The 19,198-nt window shown below is 71.6% G+C and carries 17 protein-coding genes; 7 read left to right on the forward strand and 10 right to left on the reverse strand.

All coding sequences use genetic code 11. From position 1 onward, the window contains the following. Positions 1–33: 33 nt before the first annotated feature. Positions 34–1,686 carry a glucose-6-phosphate isomerase gene (gene pgi / locus ABZ340_RS09830; RefSeq protein WP_358781231.1) on the forward strand — a complete coding sequence of 551 codons (1,653 nt, stop codon included), beginning with the start codon at positions 34–36 and terminating at the stop codon, positions 1,684–1,686. 76 nt (positions 1,687–1,762) lie between these two features. On the opposite strand, the gene ABZ340_RS09835 is transcribed toward pgi, so the two are convergent. Continuing rightward, entirely contained in the window at positions 1,763–2,644 is an 882-nt protein-coding gene (locus ABZ340_RS09835; RefSeq protein ID WP_358781232.1) for an NmrA family NAD(P)-binding protein, read from the reverse strand. Continuing rightward, positions 2,641–3,069, reverse strand: a complete 429-nt coding sequence (locus ABZ340_RS09840) for a nuclear transport factor 2 family protein (protein WP_358781233.1) — start codon at positions 3,067–3,069, stop codon at positions 2,641–2,643. The genes ABZ340_RS09835 and ABZ340_RS09840 overlap by 4 nt, the downstream gene beginning before the upstream one ends. 125 nt (positions 3,070–3,194) lie before the next feature. Between ABZ340_RS09840 and ABZ340_RS09845 the strand changes: the two genes are divergently transcribed. Continuing rightward, positions 3,195–3,791 carry a TetR/AcrR family transcriptional regulator gene (locus ABZ340_RS09845; RefSeq protein ID WP_358781234.1) on the forward strand — a complete coding sequence of 199 codons (597 nt, stop codon included), beginning with the start codon at positions 3,195–3,197 and terminating at the stop codon, positions 3,789–3,791. An 89-nt stretch (positions 3,792–3,880) separates the two neighbouring features. Here the strand turns inward: ABZ340_RS09845 and pgl are convergent, their stop codons facing one another. The 5 genes from pgl to tkt are packed head-to-tail and all read right to left on the reverse strand — an operon-like array spanning position 3,881 to position 10,504. Next, complete coding sequence (gene pgl / locus ABZ340_RS09850; protein ID WP_358781235.1) at positions 3,881–4,663, reverse strand: 6-phosphogluconolactonase; 783 nt, start codon at positions 4,661–4,663, stop codon at positions 3,881–3,883. After that, entirely contained in the window at positions 4,660–5,724 is a 1,065-nt protein-coding gene (opcA, locus tag ABZ340_RS09855) for a glucose-6-phosphate dehydrogenase assembly protein OpcA (RefSeq protein WP_358781236.1), read from the reverse strand. Before opcA ends, pgl begins: the two co-directional genes overlap by 4 nt. Then, the gene (gene zwf, locus ABZ340_RS09860) at positions 5,721–7,244 is read right to left on the reverse strand and encodes a glucose-6-phosphate dehydrogenase (RefSeq protein ID WP_358781237.1); all 1,524 of its coding nucleotides are present in this window, start codon (positions 7,242–7,244) and stop codon (positions 5,721–5,723) included. The genes opcA and zwf overlap by 4 nt, the downstream gene beginning before the upstream one ends. Before the next feature lie 4 nt (positions 7,245–7,248). Further along, positions 7,249–8,367, reverse strand: a complete 1,119-nt coding sequence (gene tal, locus ABZ340_RS09865) for a transaldolase (RefSeq protein ID WP_358781238.1) — start codon at positions 8,365–8,367, stop codon at positions 7,249–7,251. A gap of 34 nt (positions 8,368–8,401) precedes the next feature. Further along, positions 8,402–10,504, reverse strand: coding sequence for a transketolase (gene tkt, locus ABZ340_RS09870; protein WP_358781239.1), 2,103 nt, complete (start codon positions 10,502–10,504; stop codon positions 8,402–8,404). 656 nt (positions 10,505–11,160) lie between these two features. Between tkt and ABZ340_RS09875 the strand changes: the two genes are divergently transcribed. The 3 genes from ABZ340_RS09875 to ABZ340_RS09885 all read left to right on the forward strand — a co-directional run bounded on the left by ABZ340_RS09875 (position 11,161) and on the right by ABZ340_RS09885 (position 13,752). Continuing rightward, positions 11,161–12,084 carry a heme o synthase gene (locus tag ABZ340_RS09875; RefSeq protein WP_358781240.1) on the forward strand — a complete coding sequence of 308 codons (924 nt, stop codon included), beginning with the start codon at positions 11,161–11,163 and terminating at the stop codon, positions 12,082–12,084. A 98-nt stretch (positions 12,085–12,182) separates the two neighbouring features. Continuing rightward, on the forward strand, positions 12,183–12,515 hold the full coding sequence (locus tag ABZ340_RS09880) for a hypothetical protein (protein WP_358781241.1): 333 nt from the start codon (positions 12,183–12,185) through the stop codon (positions 12,513–12,515). A 118-nt stretch (positions 12,516–12,633) separates the two neighbouring features. Continuing rightward, positions 12,634–13,752: an amidohydrolase family protein gene (locus ABZ340_RS09885; protein WP_358781242.1), complete on the forward strand. Its 1,119-nt coding sequence runs from the start codon at positions 12,634–12,636 to the stop codon at positions 13,750–13,752. A 112-nt stretch (positions 13,753–13,864) separates the two neighbouring features. Here ABZ340_RS09885 and ABZ340_RS09890 read toward each other — a convergent pair whose 3' ends face one another. Genes ABZ340_RS09890 through ABZ340_RS09900 form a run of 3 tightly spaced genes read right to left on the reverse strand, consistent with a single transcriptional unit; the run spans position 13,865 to position 16,629 of the window. Then, a complete protein-coding gene (locus ABZ340_RS09890; protein ID WP_358781297.1) occupies positions 13,865–14,878 on the reverse strand; it encodes a COX15/CtaA family protein in 1,014 nt (337 codons plus the stop codon). 54 nt (positions 14,879–14,932) lie between these two features. Further along, the gene (locus tag ABZ340_RS09895) at positions 14,933–15,649 is read right to left on the reverse strand and encodes an ABC transporter permease (protein WP_358781298.1); all 717 of its coding nucleotides are present in this window, start codon (positions 15,647–15,649) and stop codon (positions 14,933–14,935) included. 56 nt (positions 15,650–15,705) lie between these two features. After that, positions 15,706–16,629 (reverse strand): ABC transporter ATP-binding protein, encoded by a 924-nt coding sequence (locus ABZ340_RS09900; protein ID WP_358781243.1) that lies wholly within the window; start codon positions 16,627–16,629, stop codon positions 15,706–15,708. 337 nt (positions 16,630–16,966) lie between these two features. On the opposite strand from ABZ340_RS09900, the gene ABZ340_RS09905 reads away from it, so the two are divergent. Next, positions 16,967–17,707, forward strand: a complete 741-nt coding sequence (locus ABZ340_RS09905) for a metalloregulator ArsR/SmtB family transcription factor (RefSeq protein WP_358781244.1) — start codon at positions 16,967–16,969, stop codon at positions 17,705–17,707. Further along, a complete protein-coding gene (sufB, locus tag ABZ340_RS09910) occupies positions 17,704–19,125 on the forward strand; it encodes a Fe-S cluster assembly protein SufB (RefSeq protein WP_358781245.1) in 1,422 nt (473 codons plus the stop codon). The genes ABZ340_RS09905 and sufB overlap by 4 nt, the downstream gene beginning before the upstream one ends. The last annotated feature ends 73 nt before the right edge of the window (positions 19,126–19,198 follow it).

The raw sequence follows: 19,198 nt of genomic DNA on the forward strand, positions 1-19,198 counted from the left end.
CCCGGACAGGCAAGGAAGAAGGCGGAAGTCCGAATGAACGCAGACGGCCGTACCCGGCTCAACCAGACCCCCGAATGGACCGCGCTGGCCAAGCACTGCGAGGAGCTCGGCGAGACGCATCTGCGCGAGTTGTTCGCCGCCGACCCCGGGCGCGGCACCGGCTACACCCTCCGGGTGGGCGACCTCCACGTCGACTACTCCAAGCACCTGGTCACCGACGAGACGCTGCGGCTGCTGCGGGAGCTGGCCGCCGCCACCGACGTCTTCGGGCTGCGGGACGCCATGTTCCGCGGCGAGAAGATCAACACGACCGAGCACCGGGCCGTGCTGCACACCGCGCTGCGCGCCCCGCGGGACGCGGTGATCGAGGTCGACGGCGAGAACGTGGTGCCCGCCGTGCACGCCGTGCTCGACAAGATGGCCGGCTTCGCCGAGCGGGTCCGCTCGGGCGAGTGGACCGGCCACACCGGCAAGCGCATCCGCAACGTCGTCAACATCGGCATCGGCGGCTCCGACCTGGGCCCGGCGATGGCGTACGAGGTGCTGCGCGCCTACACCGACCGCGACCTGACAGTCCGTTTCGTGTCCAACGTGGACGGCGCCGACCTGCACGAGGCCACCCGCGACCTGGACCCGGCCGAGACGCTGTTCATCGTCGCGTCCAAGACGTTCACCACGATCGAGACGATCACCAACGCCACGTCCGCGCGGAAGTGGCTGCTGGCCGCGCTCGGTGACGAGGCGGCCGTGGCCAAGCACTTCGTGGCCTTGTCGACCAACGCGGAGAAGGTCGCGGAGTTCGGCATCGACACGGCCAACATGTTCGAGTTCTGGGACTGGGTCGGCGGCCGGTACTCCTACGACTCGGCGATCGGCCTGTCCCTGATGATCGCCATCGGCCCGGACCGCTTCCGCGAGATGCTCGACGGCTTCCGCATCGTCGACGAGCACTTCCGCACCGCCCCCGCCGAGTCGAACGTGCCGCTGCTGCTGGGTCTGCTGGGCGTCTGGTACGGCAACTTCTTCGGTGCCCAGTCGCACGCGGTGCTGCCGTACTCGCACTACCTGTCCAAGTTCACCGCCTACCTCCAGCAGCTGGACATGGAGTCCAACGGCAAGTACGTCGGCCGGGACGGGCGTGAGGTCGACTGGGAGACCGGCCCGGTGGTGTGGGGCACGCCGGGCACCAACGGGCAGCACGCCTACTACCAGCTCATCCACCAGGGCACCAAGCTCGTCCCGGCGGACTTCATCGGCTTCGCCCGGCCGGTGGCCGAGCTGAGCGACGGGCTCAAGGCGCAGCACGACCTGCTGATGGCCAACTTCTTCGCCCAGACCCAGGCGCTCGCCTTCGGCAAGACGCCGGACGAGGTGCGCGCGGAGGGCGTGCCGGAGGAGCTGGTGCCGCACAAGACGTTCAAGGGCAACCATCCGACGACCACCATCCTCGCCCGGGAGCTGACCCCGTCGGTCCTCGGCCAGCTCGTCGCCCTCTACGAGCACAAGGTGTTCGTGCAGGGCGCCATCTGGAACATCGACTCCTTCGACCAGTGGGGCGTCGAACTCGGCAAGGTCCTCGCCAAGCGGGTCGAGCCCGCCCTCACCGAGGGCGCCGACGTGCCCGGCCTGGACGCCTCCACCAAGGCGCTCGTCGCCACCTACCGGGAGCTGCGCGGCCGGCAGTGACGGCCGCGGGGCCGAGGGCGCGGGAGCGGGCGGCGCGTGGCCGTCCGCCTCCCCGCCCTCCTCGGTCCTCGGCCCTCTAGGCTGCCTGGCCGCGGCGGTCGTCCCGCCCACCGGTCCGCGGGGCCATCGCGCGTTCCACGTGGGCGCGGAAGCCGAGCGGAGGGCGTCCGGTGAGACGCCGGACGGTGTCGGTGACGCGGTCCTCGGCCCCCTCGGCGATCGCCCGGTCCAGGCCGGCGAGCACGGAGGCGAACTCCGGGGGCATGCTCCGCGCCAGGTGGTCGCGCATCTGCTCGTACGTCAGCCGCCGGTGGGTGATCTTCCGTCCGGTCACCTCGGTGAGCACGGCGGCGACGTCGTCGTAGCTCAGGGCCTCGGGGCCGGTGACGACCAGGTCGGTGCCGGGGGCCCGGCCGGCGGTCAGAGCGTGCACGGCCACGGCCGCGATGTCGTCGGCGTCGACGAAGGCCACGCGGCCCTCGCCCGTCGCGGTCAGGATCGCCCCCTGCTCACGGATGCTGTGCGCGTGCAGGTGGTCGCCGGTGAAGTTCTGCATGAACCACGACGGCCGCAGGACCGCCCACTCCTCGAACAGGGCGGGCAGCGCCTGGTGCACCTGTCCGACGGCCGGACCACCGGCCGGGATCGCCGAGGAGCCGAGCAGGACGGCCCGGCGTACCCCGGCGGCCCGGGCCCGCTCCAGGAAGGGCAGCATCACGGCGGCCGGGTCGGTGGAGGTGAGGGGCGGGACGAGGTAGACGCGGTCCGTGCCGTGCAGGGCCTCCTCGTGGGTGGCGGGGTCGTACCAGTCGAAGCGGACGGCCTCGGCGCCGGCGACCGGAGCGGCGCGGCGGCTCGCGGCCCTGACCGGGTGCCCGTGTGCGGTGAGCCGGGCGGTCACGCGGCTGCCGGTCGTGCCGGTGGCGCCGATGACCAGGGTGGCGGCGGACGGGGTCACCGGCTGCTCCCCGCGAAGTCGGCCGCGCCGTCCTGGGGGAGGGCGAGCGGGTTCCAGTAGTCGCGGTAGCGGGTGATGCGGCCGTCGGAGACCGTCACCACGGCGATGTACGTCATGTCGTAGGGGGCCCCGGTCCGCACCAGGCGTCCCACCGCGCGCATCTCGGCCACGACGGTCTCCGGGTCGGCGGTCTCGTGGATCGTCAGCTCGGGGAAGTCGTGGAGATCGATGTGGTCGGGGTAGGAGCGCATGTAGGCGGCGACGGCGGCCTTGCCCTCCAGCCGCTTCGGCCACCCCTCGGGCGCGAAGGGGAACTCGAAGACGCCGTCGTCGTGCCAGAGGCCGACCCAGGCGGGGATGTCCTTGTCGAGCAGCAGCCGCAGACCGTGGCGGTACACGTCAGCCGGCCGGGTGTCCGTGGGCATGGGGATTCCTCCTGCTCCCTCCGATAGGATGCGGACCGTCGGTCCGCTTAACCAACGATACGGACCGGTGGTCCGTTTATGCAAGATGCGGACCTCGGGTCCGCTTACCTGTCGGAGGAGATCACGTGCCGGAGCGCAAGCCCCGCGCCGACGCCCTGCGCAACCGCGAGGCCGTCCTGGCGGCGGCCGACCGCCTCTTCGCCGCCTGCGACCGCCCCGAGGACGTCACCATGGCCGACATCGCGGCGGCGGCCGGTGTCGGCAAGGGGACCCTGTTCCGCGGTTTCGGCGACCGCACCGGTCTGATCCGCGCGCTCTACGAGGCCCGGCTCGACCCGGTCCGCCGGGCGATCACCGACGGCCCCCGCCCCCTGGGCCCCGGCACGCCTCCCGTCGAGCGCGTCCACGCCGTGCTCGACGCCGTCCTGTGCTTCAAACTCGACCACCGGCACCTGTCGCTGGCGCTGGAGGGGACGGGCGCCGACAGCCCCTACCGCGCGGAGCACTACGACTGGTGGCACCACACCCTCCGGGAGGTGCTGGAGCAGCTCCCCGGCTTTTCGGACGCCGGCTTCACCGCCCACGCCCTGCTCGCGGCCGTCCGGGCGGACCTCGTCGACCACCTGGCCGGCCGGCAGCGCGTGCCGCGTGAGCGCCTCCGGGCCGACCTGGCCGCTTTCGTCACCCGGGTCCTGGACGGGCGGCCGGAGACGGCCGCCTGACCGCGGCAACGACGAAGCGGCCGGGCACCCCGTCCATGAGGGGAGCCCGGCCGCTTTGTCGTGCGCGCCGGTTCAGCCGGCCAGGGCCGTCACGCCGACGCCGGCGGATACATCGACCGCGGCAGCTGCGAGGCCGCCGCCGCGTCCAGCAGCCACAAGGTGCGGGCCCGGCCGCGCGCCCCCGCCGCCGGGGCCTGGATCTCGCCCGCGCCGGACAGGGCGATCGCCGCGGCCTGCGCCTTGTCCTCGCCGGCGGCCAGCAGCCACACCTCGCGCGCCGCGCGGATCGCGGGGAGCGTGAGGGTGACGCGGGTCGGCGGGGGCTTGGGGGCGCCGTGCACGCCGACCACCGTGCGCTCGGTCTCCCGCACGGCCGGCAGCTCCGGGAAGAGCGAGGCGACGTGCGTGTCCGGGCCGACGCCCAGCATCAGGACGTCGAAGGCGGGGACCGGCGCGTGGTTCTCCGGCACGGCGGCCCGCGCCAGCTCCTCGGCGTACGCCTCGGCCGCGGCGTCCACGTCCGAGCCGTGGGGGCCGTCCGAGGCGGGCATGGCGTGCACCCGCTCCGGGTCCAGCGGCACCGCGTCCAGCAGGGCCTCGCGGGCCTGCGTGACGTTGCGCTCCGGGTCGCCCTCCGGCAGGAACCGCTCGTCGCCCCACCACAGGTCCAGGCGGCTCCAGTCGATCGCGTCCCGGGCCGGGGCCGCCGCCAGCGCGGCCAGCAGGCCGTTGCCGTTGCGCCCGCCGGTCAGCACCACGGACGCCGAGCCCCGGGAGGCCTGCGCGTCCACGATCTTGGTGATCAGCCGGGCCGCCGCGGCCTGCGCCATCAGCTCCTTGTCCCGGTGCACCACCAGCTGGGGAGTGCTCACTTCGCCGCCGCCTTCCTCGCCGGTGCCTTCTTGGCCGACTTGGCCGCCGCCTGCTTCGCGGGCGCCTTCGCCGCCTCCTCCACGGGCTCCGGCACGGCGAGGGGCTCCTCGCTCGCCACCGGGTCCGGCCCCGGGGCCGAGGCCAGCCGGTCCACGCCGTAGCGCAGCGCCGCCGCGTAGGTGTCGTCCGGGTCCAGCCGCCGCAGTTCCTCGGCGATCAGCTCGGCCGTCTCCCGGCGCTTGAGCGCCACCGCGCGGTCGGGCTGGCCCTGGATGGACAGATTGGCCAGCGTCCCGTCGGCGCGGTCCAGGACGATCGGGCCGCAGGTGGTCTCCATGCGGACCGCGGTCAGACCCGGCCCGTCGGACCGGGACCGCTTGACGGGGACGTCCAGCCGGTCCGCGAGCCACATCGCCAGCAGCTCGCAGCTCGGGTTGAACTCCTCGCCCTCCACCTCGACGGCCTTCACCTCGCAGGTGACCTGGTCCAGGGCCGCCGCCAGCATCGAGCGCCACGGCGTGATCCGGGTCCAGGCGAGGTCGGTGTCGCCCGGGGTGTAGGCACCGGCCCGGGCGGTGAGCTCCCGGATCGGGTCCTCGGCGGCGTAGCTGTCGGTGACGCGGCGCTGGGCCAGCGACCCCAGCGGGTCCTTGGCGGGGTTCTCCGGCGCGTCCACCGGCCACCACACCACCACCGGGGCGTCCGGCAGCAGCAGCGGCAGCACCACCGACTGGGCGTGGCCGACGATCTCGCCGTACAGCCGCAGCACCACCGTCTCGCCGGTGCCCGCGTCCGCGCCCACCCGCACCTCGGCGTCCAGCCGGGACGTCGTACGGTCGCGGGGCGAGCGCGAGACGCGCTTGACGACCACGAGCGTGCGCGAGGGGTGCTCGCGCGAGGCGTCGTTGGCGGCCTTCAGCGCGTCGTAGGCGTTCTCCTCGTCCGTGACGATGACCAGCGTGAGGACCATGCCGACGGCGGGCGTGCCGATGGCCCTGCGGCCCTGCACCAGCGCCTTGTTGATCTTGCTGGCCGTGGTGTCCGTGAGGTCTATCTTCATGGCCGGCGCCAGCTCCGTCCGTCTCGCTCCAGCATCTGATCCGCCTCGACGGGCCCCCAGGTGCCGGCCGGGTAGCGGGCGGGCGAGCCGTGGGCGTCCCAGTACTCCTCGATCGGGTCGAGGATCTTCCAGGACAGCTCGACCTCCTCGGTGCGCGGGAAGAGGTTGGCGTCACCGAGCAGCACGTCCAGGATCAGCCGCTCGTACGCCTCCGGGCTGGACTCGGTGAACGACTCGCCGTAGGCGAAGTCCATCGACACGTCCCGGATCTCCATGGAGGTGCCCGGCACCTTCGAGCCGAACCGGACCGTGACGCCCTCGTCGGGCTGGACCCGGATGACGATGGCGTTGGAGCCCAGCTCCTCGGTGGCCGTGGTGTCGAAGGGGGAGTGCGGGGCGCGCTGGAAGACGACTGCGATCTCCGTCACCCGGCGGCCCAGCCGCTTGCCGGTGCGCAGGTAGAAGGGGACGCCCGCCCAGCGGCGGTTGTCGATGCCCAGCTTGATCGCGGCGTAGGTGTCGGTCTTCGACTCCGGGTCGATGCCCTCCTCGTCGAGGTAGCCGATGACCTTCGCGCCGCCCTGCCAGCCGGCCGTGTACTGGGCGCGCACGGTGTCGCGGCCCAGGTCCTTCGGCAGCTTCACGGCGCCCAGCACCTTGGTCTTCTCCGCGGCCAGCGCGTCGGCGTCGAAGGAGGCGGGCTCCTCCATCGCGGTCAGCGCCAGCAGCTGGAGCAGGTGGTTCTGGATGACGTCGCGGGCGGCGCCGATGCCGTCGTAGTAGCCGGCCCGGCCGCCGATGCCGATGTCCTCGGCCATCGTGATCTGCACGTGGTCGACGAAGGACCGGTTCCAGATCGGTTCGAACATCTGGTTGGCGAAGCGGAGCGCCAGGATGTTCTGGACGGTCTCCTTGCCCAGGTAGTGGTCGATGCGGAAGACCTGGTCCGGGGCGAAGACCTCGTGGACGATCGCGTTGAGCTCCTCGGCCGACTTCAGGTCGTGGCCGAACGGCTTCTCGATCACCGCGCGCCGCCAGGAACCGCCGGTCTGGTCGGCCAGACCGTGCTTCTTCAGCTGCTGGATGACCACCGGGAAGGACTTGGGCGGCACGGACAGGTAGAAGGCGAAGTTGCCGCCCGTGCCCTGCGCCGCGTCCAGCTCCTGGATGGTGGAGCGCAGCCGCTCGAACGCCTCGTCGTCGTCGAAGGTGCCCTGGACGAACCGCATGCCCTGGATGAGCTGCTGCCAGACCTCCTCGCGGAACGGCGTGCGCGCGTGCTCCTTGACCGCGTCGTGCACGACCTGGGCGAAGTCCTCGTGCTCCCAGTCGCGGCGGGCGAAGCCGACGAGCGAGAAGCCCGGCGGCAGCAGACCCCGGTTGGCGAGGTCGTACACGGCGGGCATGAGCTTCTTGCGGGACAGGTCACCCGTGACGCCGAAAATGACCAGACCCGACGGCCCCGCGATACGCGGGAGCCGTCGGTCTGCGGGGTCACGCAGCGGGTTGCCGCTTGACAACGTGTCAGCCCTCCGAGGGGGCGAGGCGCTTCAGCTCCGCCTCGGTCGACTTCAGCAGGTCGTTCCAGGAGGTCTCGAACTTGTCGACGCCCTCGTCCTCCAGCAGCTGGACCACCTCGTCGTAGGAGATCCCGAGCTTCTCGACCGCGTCGAGGTCGGCGCGGGCCTGCTCGTAGGTGCCGGAGACGGTGTCGCCGGTGATCTCGCCGTGGTCCTCGGTGGCCAGCAGCGTGGCCTCCGGCATGGTGTTCACCGTGTTGGGCGCGACCAGCTCGGTGACGTACATCGTGTCGCTGTACGCCTTGTCCTTCACGCCGGTGGAGGCCCACAGCGGACGCTGCTTGTTGGCGCCCGCCTTCTCCAGGGCGTTCCAGCGGTCGGAGGAGAAGACCTCCTCGTACGCCTGGTAGGCCAGGCGCGCGTTGGCGATGGCGGCCTTGCCGCGCAGCGCCTTGGCCTCGTCGGTGCCGAGCGCGTCGATCCGCTTGTCGATCTCGGTGTCCACGCGGGACACGAAGAAGGACGCCACGGAGTGGATCTGCGACAGGTCCAGGCCGCGCTCCTTGGCCTTCTCCAGGCCGGTCAGGAAGGCGTCCATGACCCTGCGGTAGCGCTCCAGCGAGAAGATCAGCGTGACGTTGACGCTGATGCCCAGGCCGATGACCTCGGCGATCGCCGGGATGCCCGCCTCGGTGGCGGGGATCTTGATGAGCGTGTTGGGCCGGTCCACCAGCCAGGCCAGCTGCTTGGCCTCGGCGACGGTCGCCTTGGTGTGGTGCGCCAGGCGCGGGTCGACCTCGATGGAGACCCGGCCGTCCTTGCCGCCGGTGGCGTCGAAGACGGGGCGCAGGATGTCGGCGGCGTCGCGGACGTCCGCCGTGGTGATCATGCGGATGGCCTCTTCGACCGTCACCTTGCGGGCGGCCAGGTCGGACAGCTGCTGGTCGTAGCCGTCGCCCTCGCTGATCGCCTTCTGGAAGATCGTCGGGTTGGTGGTGACGCCCACGACGTGCTGCTGGTCGATCAGCTCGGCCAGGTTGCCGGACGTGATCCGCTTGCGGGACAGGTCGTCCAGCCAGATCGCGACGCCTTCATCGGAGAGGCGCTTGAGTGCGTCTGTCATGGAAAATGCATCTCCTACGTGTCGTATACGAGCGTCAGCGCTGGGCTGCGGCGATCGATTCCTTCGCCTTGGCGGCGACGTTCTCGGCCGTGAAGCCGTACTCCTGGAAGAGGACCTTGCCGTCGGCGGAGGCGCCGAAGTGCTCCAGCGAAACGATGCGGCCGGCGTCCCCGACGTACCGGTGCCAGGTCAGTCCGATGCCCGCCTCCACCGCGACACGGGCCTTCACGGACGGGGGCAGGACGCTGTCCCGGTACCCCTGGTCCTGCTGCTCGAACCACTCCACGCACGGCATCGACACCACGCGCGTGGGCACGCCCTCGGCCTGGAGCCGCTCGCGCGCCTCCACGGCGACGTGCACCTCGGAACCGGTGGCGATCAGGATGACCTGCGCCTCGGCGCTCTGCCCGGAGGGCCCTTCGGCCTCGAACAGCACGTAGCCGCCGCGGGCCGCGTCCTCGTTGGGCTCGTACGTCGGCACGCCCTGGCGGGTGAGGGCCAGACCGTGCGGCTGCCCCTTGCCGAACTCCTTCGTCCAGCGCTTGAGGATCTCGCGCCAGGCGATGGCGGTCTCGTTGGCGTCGGCCGGGCGGACGACGTTCAGGCCCGGGATGGCGCGCAGCGAGGCCAGGTGCTCGACCGGCTGGTGGGTCGGGCCGTCCTCGCCCAGACCGATGGAGTCGTGCGTCCACACGTACGTCACCGGCAGGTGCATCAGGGCCGACAGGCGCACGGCGTTGCGCATGTAGTCGGAGAAGACCAGGAAGGTGCCGCCGTAGATGCGGGTGTTGCCGTGCAGGGCGATGCCGTTCATCTCCGCGGCCATCGCGTGCTCGCGGATGCCGAAGTGGATCGTGCGGCCGTACGGGTCGGCCTCCGGCAGCGGGTTGCCCGCCGGGAGGAACGACGACGTCTTGTCGATCGTCGTGTTGTTCGAGCCGGCCAGGTCGGCGGAGCCGCCCCACAGCTCGGGGATGACCGCGCCCAGCGCCTGGAGCACCTTGCCGGACGCGGCACGGGTGGCGACACCCTTGCCCGTCTCGAAGACCGGGATCTTCTCCTCCCAGCCGGTGGGCAGCTCGCCCTTGGCGATGCGGTCGTACTCGGCGGCGCGCTCGGGGTTGTTGTCCCGCCACTGCTGGAAGGACTTCTCCCACACGGCACGGGCGGCCTTGCCCCGCTCCAGGGCCTGGCGGGTGTGCGCGATGACCTCGTCGGCGACCTCGAAGGTCTTCTCCGGGTCGAAGCCGAGGACCCGCTTGGTGGCCGCGACCTCGTCCTCGCCCAGCGCCGAGCCGTGCGCGGCCTCGGTGTTCTGCGCGTTCGGGGCGGGCCAGGCGATGATGGAGCGCATGGCGATGAAGGACGGCTTGTCCGTGACCTTCTTCGCCTCCTGGATCGCGTCGTAGATCGCGTTCGGGTCCAGGTCGCCGTCCGGCTTCGGCGCGACGCGCTGCACGTGCCAGCCGTACGCCTCGTACCGCTTGACGGTGTCCTCGGAGACGGCCGTCTCGGTGTCGCCCTCGATCGAGATGTGGTTGTCGTCCCACAGCAGGATCAGGTTGCCGAGCTTCTGGTGGCCCGCCAGGGAGGACGCCTCGGCGGAGATGCCCTCCTGGAGGCAGCCGTCACCGGCGATGCAGTAGACGAAGTGGTCGAACGGCGACTCGCCCTGCGGGGCGTCCGGGTCGAACAGGCCGCGCTCGTAGCGGGCGGCCATCGCCATGCCGACGGCGTTGGCGACACCCTGGCCCAGCGGGCCGGTGGTGGTCTCCACGCCCGTGGTGTGACCGTACTCGGGGTGACCCGGCGTCTTCGAACCGTGGGTGCGGAACGCCTTCAGGTCGTCCAGCTCCAGGCCGAAGCCGGCCAGGTAGAGCTGGGTGTACAGGGTCAGGGACGAGTGACCGGCGGACAGGACGAAACGGTCCCGCCCGACCCAGTCCGCGTCCGCCGGGTCGTGCCGCATCACCTTCTGGAAGAGGGTGTACGCGGCGGGCGCCAGGCTCATCGCCGTACCGGGATGGCCGTTGCCGACCTTCTGTACGGCATCGGCGGCCAGGACGCGGGCGGTGTCGACGGCCCGCTGGTCCAACTCGGTCCACTCGAGGTCTGTGGTGGTCGGCTTGGTGCTCACCCTGGGTCAGGGCTCCTCTCCACATGTCGGATGCCGGCGGACGTACGCGTCCACCGGCTGCCGGCGTTCCGGACGTCGGCCGGCCGCTGTCGAGCCTACCCCCGTAAACACGTGCGTTTTTCCGGGTGTTTCCAGACTGCCGGGACTCGGGGAAGTCCGCCTCCCGACTGGGGGAAACGGCATTCGGCAAGTGAATGCGGGACCGCTCATATGACCGCTCAATCGAGCTTTTCCGCGCCCGTCGGATCGCCTCTCGTACGCACTTTTCCGTACCCGTGGAGTGGGCGCTCGTTCGAGCCTTTCTGCGCCCATCCGCCGCGCGTCCGCCGCACACCTGTCCGCCGCCCGTTCGCACCCTTGGGCGAACCGTCCGGCGGCCGCTCGTCCGAGCCGGCCCGCGCCCGGCGGTCACCCCGTCGGCGGACGGACCGGCGCGCCCCGGGGCGTTCCCGGGTACCCACCCCGGAGCATGCCGCCCAACACGACCCACCCCCGCGAAGACCGGGGTATGGGCAACGTCTACAGTGGCGTGGTACGCGCGAGCCTTTACCGTCGCTTCACTCGGGAGGCTCGCTGGGATGTCTCTGTCAGGGGTGTGCGTGACGGCCGTCGAATCCCGTCCAGTGGGTGGGGGTCCCTCCCACGCCATTGGGGCAATGGGGGAGCTCGGGGCGAGCCGGAAGCCGAGCCACCGGCCGTTCGGGGCCCGTGTCAAGGCTTTCGTGGCTCTGACCAAGCCACGGATCATCGAGCTGCTGCTGATCACCACCGTTCCGGTGATGTTCCTCGCCGAGCAGGGCGTGCCGGACCTGAAGCTGGTGCTGCTCACCTGTCTCGGCGGCTACCTCTCCGCGGGCGGCGCGAACGCGCTGAACATGTACATCGACCGGGACATCGACGCGCTGATGGAGCGCACCTCGCAGCGCCCCCTGGTCACCGGGATGGTCAGCCCGCGCGAGTGCCTGGCCTTCGGCATCGCCCTCGCGGTGATCTCGACGCTGCTGTTCGGCCTCACCGTCAACTGGCTGTCGGCCTGGCTCTCGCTCGGCGCGCTCCTGTTCTACGTCGTCGTCTACACGATGATCCTCAAGCGGCGCACCGCGCAGAACATCGTCTGGGGCGGCATCGCGGGCTGCATGCCGGTGCTCATCGGCTGGTCGTCGGTGACGAACTCCATGTCGTGGGCGCCCGTCATCCTCTTCCTGGTGATGTTCTTCTGGACGCCGCCGCACTACTGGCCGCTGTCCATGAAGGTGAAGGACGACTACGCGCGCGTGGGCGTGCCGATGCTCCCGGTCGTCGCCTCCAACAAGGTCGTCGCCCGGCAGATCGTGGCCTACAGCTGGGTGATGGTCGTCGTGTCGCTGCTGCTGACGCCGCTCGGCTACACCGGCTGGTTCTACACGGCGGTGGCCCTGCTGGCCGGCGGCCTGTGGCTGTGGGAGGCGCACGCGCTGCAGAACCGCGCCAAGGCCGAGGTGACGGGCGCCAAGCTCAAGGAGATGCGCCTGTTCCACTGGTCCATCACCTACGTGTCGGTGCTGTTCCTGGCGATCGCCGTCGATCCCTTCCTGCGCTGACACCCTCCCTGCGGAGACCGCCGGCGGGCGGGGCGCGTGGTCAAGGCCACGCACCCCGCCCGTCGCCGTTTGATCTACCCGTCGGTAGCATCCTGGCCATGGCAGACACGCAGCAGGTTGACCCCAAGGCCGAGCGCACCGCGGCCCGGCTCGCCAAGCACATCACCGCGTTCTCCCGGGCCCACGGCGGCGCCGAGGGCCAGGTGGCCTACCTCGGGCAGCGCGGGGCGCGGATCGTCCTGGTCGGCGAGGACGGCGGCTGGGGCGACCTGGTCGCGCCCAGTCACGCGATCGCCGAGAAGGCGGTGGAGAAGGCCGGGATCACCGTCCACGAGTCCTTCGACGGCGAGTTCGCGGCCAAGGTGCGCACCGGGCCGTACGAGTGGAGCCGCATGGCCGGCATCCAGGTCGGCGGCAAGAGCAACGGCTGACCGCCGCCTTTCCATGCGGGGTGCGGGAGAGCAACACCTGAACCCGGTTCACCCGTTAGGACCGTAGGGGGCCGTGACGAGACGGTCCGAGGACACGGTTCCGTCGCGGGGAGTCCGGATGATCGACACGCCGTCCCTCGTGGACCAGTACTGCCACGGCGTACTGAGAACGGAGCTCGGCCTCGGCACCTTCGAGGCCCGGCTGGCGCACACCGAGGGCCCGCCGGCGCCCGGCACCACCCTGTTCGACACCCAGACCGGGTTCGCGGTACGCCGCTGGTGCCCGCCCCTGCTCGGCCTGGAGCCGCACTGCCCGCCCGCCCGCTACCTGGCCCGGCGCCGCGAGCTCGGCGTCCTGGAGGCGGGCCGCAGGCTGCTGCGCGGCAGCGGCATCACGACGTACCTGGTCGACACCGGACTGCCCGGCGACCTCACCGGCCCCGGCGAGATGGCCTGCGCCGGGGACGCCGAGGCTTATGAGATCGTCCGCCTGGAGCCGCTGGCCGAGCAGGTCGCCGACACCTCCGGCACGGTCGACTCCTTCCTCGCCAACCTCGCCGAGTCCGTGCACGCCGCCGCCGCGCACGCCGTGGCCTTCACCTCCGTGGCGGGCCTGCGGCACGGCCTGGCGCTCGCGCCCGAGCCGCCGGGGCCGGGGGAGGTGCGCGGGGCCGCCGGGCGCTGGCTGGCCGGGCGCCGGGTCGGCGGGGAGCTGAGCGACCCGGTGCTGCTGCGGCACCTGCTGTGGATCGCGGTCGCCTCCGGCCTGCCCCTCCAGCTGCACGCCGGGCTCGGCGCGCCGGACCTGCGCATCGACCGCACCGATCCGGTCCTGCTGACGGACTTCGTCCGGGCCACGGCCGGCCTCGGCACCGATCTGATCCTGCTGCACGGCTACCCGTACCACCGGCACGCCGCCCACCTCGCGGGCGTCTTCCCCCACGTGTACGTCGACTCGGGCGCCGCCCTGGTGCGCACCGGCGCCCGCGCGGCGACCGTCCTGGCGGAGATCCTGGAACTGGCCCCCTTCGGCAAGATCCTCTTCTCCAGCGGCGCCCGGGCCCTGCCGGAGCTGCACGTGGTGGGCGCCCGCCTGTTCCGCGAGGCCCTCGGGCGGGTGCTCGGCACCTGGGTGGCCGAGGGGGCGTGGTCGCCGGCGGACGCGCAGCGGGTGGCGGGGATGATCGCGGCGGGGAACGCGCGGCGGGTGTACGGGCTGGAGGAGCGGCCGACCTGAGCGTGCGCCGCGGCACACACCCAGGTCAGCCCCTCAGGGCCAAGCCGCTCAGGTCAGCCCTTCAGGGGCAGGCTGTTCAGGGTCAGGCCGTTCAGGGTCAGGCCGTCCAGGGTCAGCGGGCAGCGGGCTCGAGACGGCCCGCGGGAGCGGGAGCCTGCGGCGACGGCTCGGCGACCGGGCGCTCCCGCAGCGACAGCAGGACCCGCAGCACCCAGATCCACATGACGGCGGAACCGAGCATGTGGAGGCCGACGAGGATCTCGGGCAGGTCGGTGAAGTACTGGACGTACCCCACCGTCCCCTGGGCGAGCAGGATCAGGAACAGGTCCCGGGTCCGCCCCAGCGGCCCCCGCGGCGCGTCCACCGCCTTCAGCACGAACCACAGCGCGAAGGTCAGCGTCACCACGATCCACGCCAGCACGGCGTGCAGCTTGGTCACCGTCTCCCAGTCGAGCGGCATCCGCGGGACCTCGCTGGAGTCGCCCGCGTGCGGACCGGCGCCGGTGACGACCGTGCCGACCGCGATCAGCAGCACGGAGACCGCGACCAGGACCCACACCAGCTGCCGCACGGACGCGCCGACCAGCGGACGCGGTGCCGCGTCGCCCTCCCGCGTGCGCTGCCACATCACGGTCGCGACCGCGATCAGCGCGGAGGAGAGCAGGAAGTGGGCGGCCACCGTGTACGGGTTGAGGCCCACGAGGACGACGATGCCGCCGAGGACGGCGTTGCCCATCACCACCCAGAACTGCGCCCAGCCCAGCCGGGTCAGGCCGCGCCGGTACGGCTTCTGCGAGCGCGCGGCGATGATCGCCCAGCCGACGGCGGCGCACAGCACGTACGTCAGCAGCCGGTTGCCGAACTCGATGTAGCCGTGGACGCCCATCTCGGCGGTGTTGTGGATCGAGTCCTCGGTGCACTTGGGCCAGGTCGGGCAGCCGAGGCCCGAGCCGGTCAGCCGGACGGCGCCACCGGTGACGACGATGACCACCGACATCACGAGCGCGGCGAGGGCCGCCCGCTGCACGGTCCGGGGCTCCGGGGTCCAGCGTGCGGCGATGAAGGCGAGCGGGTTGCGCACGGCGGCTGCGGCGTCGGCGCGGGTCACGTTTGGCACGCCGTCCATCGTAGGCGGCCGCTTGTGCACGCGTTCACGAGGGTCGCTCATCGCGCCTCCTCCCTACTCCCAGCGGAAGAACTTCCCCGCCGCCGCGAGCCCGGCGACCGCCCAGACGGCGAGGATGCCCAGGTCGCCCCAGGGCATGCCCGCCCCGTGCTGGAGCACGTCCCGCAGGCCGTCGGAGAGCGCGGAGACGGGCAGCAGGCCCAGCACGCCCTGCGCGGCGTCCGGGAACTTGTCCAGCGGCACGATCACGCCGCCGCCGACGAGCAGCAGCAGGAAGACCAGGTTGGCGGCGGCCAGGGTCGCCTCGGCCTTCAGCGTGCCCGCCATGAGCAGGCCGAGGCCGGAGAAGGCCGCCGTACCGAGGACCAGGAGCAGCAGGACGGTGAAGGGGCTGCCGTGCGGCGACCAGCCCAGCGCGAAGGCGATCACCGTGAGCAGCACCACCTGGAGCACCTCGGTGACCAGCACCGACACCGTCTTCGCGGTCATCAGGGCCCAGCGGGGCAGGGGGGAGGCGGCCAGCCGCTTCAGCACCCCGTAGCGGCGCTCGAAGCCGGTCGCGATGGCCTGCCCGGTGAACGCCGTCGACATCACGGCGAGCGCGAGGACGCCGGGCGCGAGGAAGTCGACGGCCCTCCCCTCGCCGGTGTCCACGATGTCGACCGAGCTGAACAGGACGAGCAGCAGGGTGGGGATGACCACCGTCAGCAGCAGCTGCTCGCCGTTGCGCAGCAGCATCCTGGTCTCCAGCGCGGCCTGGGCGGCGATCATGCGGGGGAGGGGGGCCGCGCCGGGCTTCGGCGTGTACCTCCCGGTGCCGGTGGCGGTCACGAACGCAGCTCCTTGCCGGTGAGCTCGAGGAAGACGTCTTCGAGGGTGTGCCGCTCCACCGAGATCCTGTCCGGCATCACCCCGTGCTGGGCGCACCAGGACGTCACGGTGGCGAGCAACTGCGGGTCGACCTTGCCGACGACCCGGTACGAGCCCGGGGTCAGCTCGGCGGCCGCGCAGTCCGCGGGCAGGGCCTTGAGCAGCGAGCCGACGTCCAGGCCGGGGCGGCCGGTGAAGCGGAGGGTGTTCTCGGCCCCGCCGCGGCACAGCTCCTCCGGGGAGCCCTGGGCGATGACCCGGCCGGCGTCGATGACGGCGACGTCGTCGGCGAGCTGCTCGGCCTCGTCCATGTAGTGGGTGGTGAGGATCACGGAGACGCCGTCGGCGCGCAGGTCGCGCACCAGGTCCCAGGTGGCGCGGCGGGCCTGCGGGTCCAGGCCGGCGGTCGGCTCGTCCAGGAAGACCAGCTCCGGGCGCCCGACGACGGCCATCGCCAGCGCGAGGCGCTGCTGCTGGCCGCCGGACAGGCGGCGGTAGGGGGTCCGGCCGCAGGAGCCGAGGCCGAGCCGCTCGACGAGGGCGTCCACGTCCAGCGGGTGCGCGTGCAGCTTCGCGACGTGGCGCAGCATCTCGTCGGCCCGCGCGCCGGAGTAGACGCCGCCGGACTGGAGCATCACCCCGATGCGGGGCCGCAGCTCGGCGGCCTGCCGGACGGGGTCGAGGCCCAGGACGCGCACCGTGCCGGAATCCGGCCTCCGGTACCCCTCGCAGGTCTCGACGGTGGTCGTCTTGCCCGCCCCGTTGGGGCCGAGCACGGCGGTGACGCCCGCCCGGGCCACCAGGTCGAGGCCGTCCACCGCGGTCTTCGTGCCGTACCGCTTCACCAGGGCCTGGACCTGGACCACGGGCTCGCTTCGCATGGTTCACGAGTCTAGGTAGACGGGCGGGCGCTCAGGCGCGCGGGGGCGGGATGCCCTGGCGCGCGGGCCGACGGCCGCCGGGGAGAACTGCGGGGTGCGGCGTACGGCGGGGCGGACAGGGCGCCGGTGAGGCCGGCGCGGGTGGCGAGTGGGCCGGTCGGAGGGGGTGGCGGCAGGGTGCGCGCGTGTTCCGGGCGATGCCGCCGGGCACCGCCGGTTTGATCGATCAAAGATCGTTTCCGCAGGTCAGATTAGGTATGCCTAAGTGACGCACGGCACCATCGGGCGCTTCGGAGGTGGCTTGCCCGGCTCCGAAGAATTACGCAACAATGGCGTTGTGAAAAACGTCGGCGAGGCCCCCCACGAGGAGCTCGCGACCGGGGAGCGGTCCACCCGCAACCGGGTCGCGCGGTCCATCCTGGACCACGGGCCGTCGACCGTCGCCGAACTCGCCGAGCGGCTGGGCCTCACCCAGGCGGCCGTGCGCCGGCACCTCGACGCGCTCGCCGCGGACAACGTGGTGGAGGCCCGCGACCGCCGGGTCTACGGCACGCGCACGCGCGGGCGGCCCGCGAAGGTGTTCGCCCTGACGGACTGCGGCCGGGACGCCTTCGACCAGTCGTACGACAAGCTCGCCGTGGACGCCCTGCGCTGGATCGCCCAGCGGGAGGGCGGGGAGCAGGCGGTCGCCGCCTTCGCCCGGGCCCGGATCGCCGCCCAGGGGAGCGCGTACCGCAAGGCGGTCGAGGCAGCCGCCCCGGAACAGCGCGCCGAAGCGCTGGCCAAGGCCTTGAGTGCGGACGGGTACGCTGCTACCGCGCGGAGCGCGCCCCACCCCCAGCAGGGTGAGCAGTTGTGCCAGCACCACTGCCCGGTCGCCCACGTCGCCGAACAGTTCCCGCAGCTGTGCGAGGCCGAGACGGAATTCTTCGCCGAGCTGCTCGGTACGCATGTGCAGCGGCTGGCGACCATCGCCCACGGCGACGGGGTCTGCACCACGTTCATTCCGAAGACCTCGCGTCTTTCCAAGACCACTCACCACGCATCTGCAAGCACGGCCGGGAGGAACCCCGCATGACTCTCCCCACGGAGACTGCCCACCCTGAGCTCGAGGGCCTGGGCAAGTACGAATACGGCTGGGCCGACCGGGACGAGGCCGGTGCGTCGGCGCGTCGCGGCCTGGACGAGGAGGTCGTCCGGGACATCTCCGCGAAGAAGAACGAGCCCGAGTGGATGACCAAGCTCCGTCTCAAGGGCCTGAAGCTCTTCGAGAAGAAGCCCATGCCGAACTGGGGCTCGGACCTGTCGGGCATCGACTTCGACAACATCAAGTACTTCGTGCGCTCCACGGAGAAGCAGGCGGAGTCCTGGGAGGACCTGCCCGAGGACATCAAGAACACGTACGACAAGCTGGGCATCCCGGAGGCGGAGAAGAAGCGCCTCGTCGCCGGTGTCGCGGCCCAGTACGAGTCCGAGGTCGTCTACCACCAGATCCGCGAGGACCTGGAGGAGCAGGGCGTCATCTTCCTGGACACCGACACGGCGCTGAAGGAGCACCCGGAGCTCTTCAAGGAGTACTTCGGCACCGTCATCCCGGCCGGTGACAACAAGTTCGCCGCGCTGAACACCGCCGTGTGGTCCGGCGGCTCCTTCATCTACGTGCCGAAGGGCGTGCACGTGGAGATCCCGCTCCAGGCCTACTTCCGCATCAACACGGAGAACATGGGCCAGTTCGAGCGGACCCTGATCATCGTCGACGAGGGTGCCTACGTGCACTACGTCGAGGGCTGCACCGCCCCGATCTACAAGTCGGACTCGCTGCACTCCGCGGTCGTCGAGATCATCGTCAAGAAGAACGCCCGCTGCCGTTACACGACCATCCAGAACTGGTCGAACAACGTCTACAACCTGGTCACCAAGCGCGCCGTGGCGTACGAGGGCGCGACCATGGAGTGGATCGACGGCAACATCGGCTCCAAGGTGACGATGAAGTACCCGGCCGTCTACCTGATGGGCGAGCACGCCAAGGGCGAGACGCTGTCCATCGCCTTCGCCGGCGAGGGCCAGCACCAGGACGCGGGCGCCAAGATGGTCCACATGGCCCCCAACACCTCGTCCAACATCGTCTCCAAGTCGGTGGCGCGCGGCGGCGGCCGTACCTCCTACCGCGGTCTGATCGAGATCGGCGAGGGCGCCCCGGGCTCGAAGTCCAACGTCCTGTGCGACGCGCTGCTCGTCGACACGATCTCCCGCTCCGACACGTACCCCTACGTGGACGTCCGCGAGGACGACGTGTCCATGGGCCACGAGGCGACCGTCTCCAAGGTCTCCGAGGACCAGCTCTTCTACCTGATGAGCCGCGGCCTGAGCGAGGACGAGGCCATGGCGATGATCGTGCGCGGCTTCGTCGAGCCGATCGCCAAGGAGCTGCCGATGGAGTACGCGCTGGAGCTCAACCGGCTGATCGAGCTGCAGATGGAGGGCGCGGTCGGCTAACCACCGGCCAGGGGCGGCCCCGCGCCGCCCCGCCGTCCCCGTCAAGCCCCTTACACGTAACGGAAAGCGAGCA

It is taken from the genome of Streptomyces sp. NPDC006134, assembly GCF_040628835.1.
In the GTDB taxonomy this organism is placed as follows: domain Bacteria; phylum Actinomycetota; class Actinomycetes; order Streptomycetales; family Streptomycetaceae; genus Streptomyces.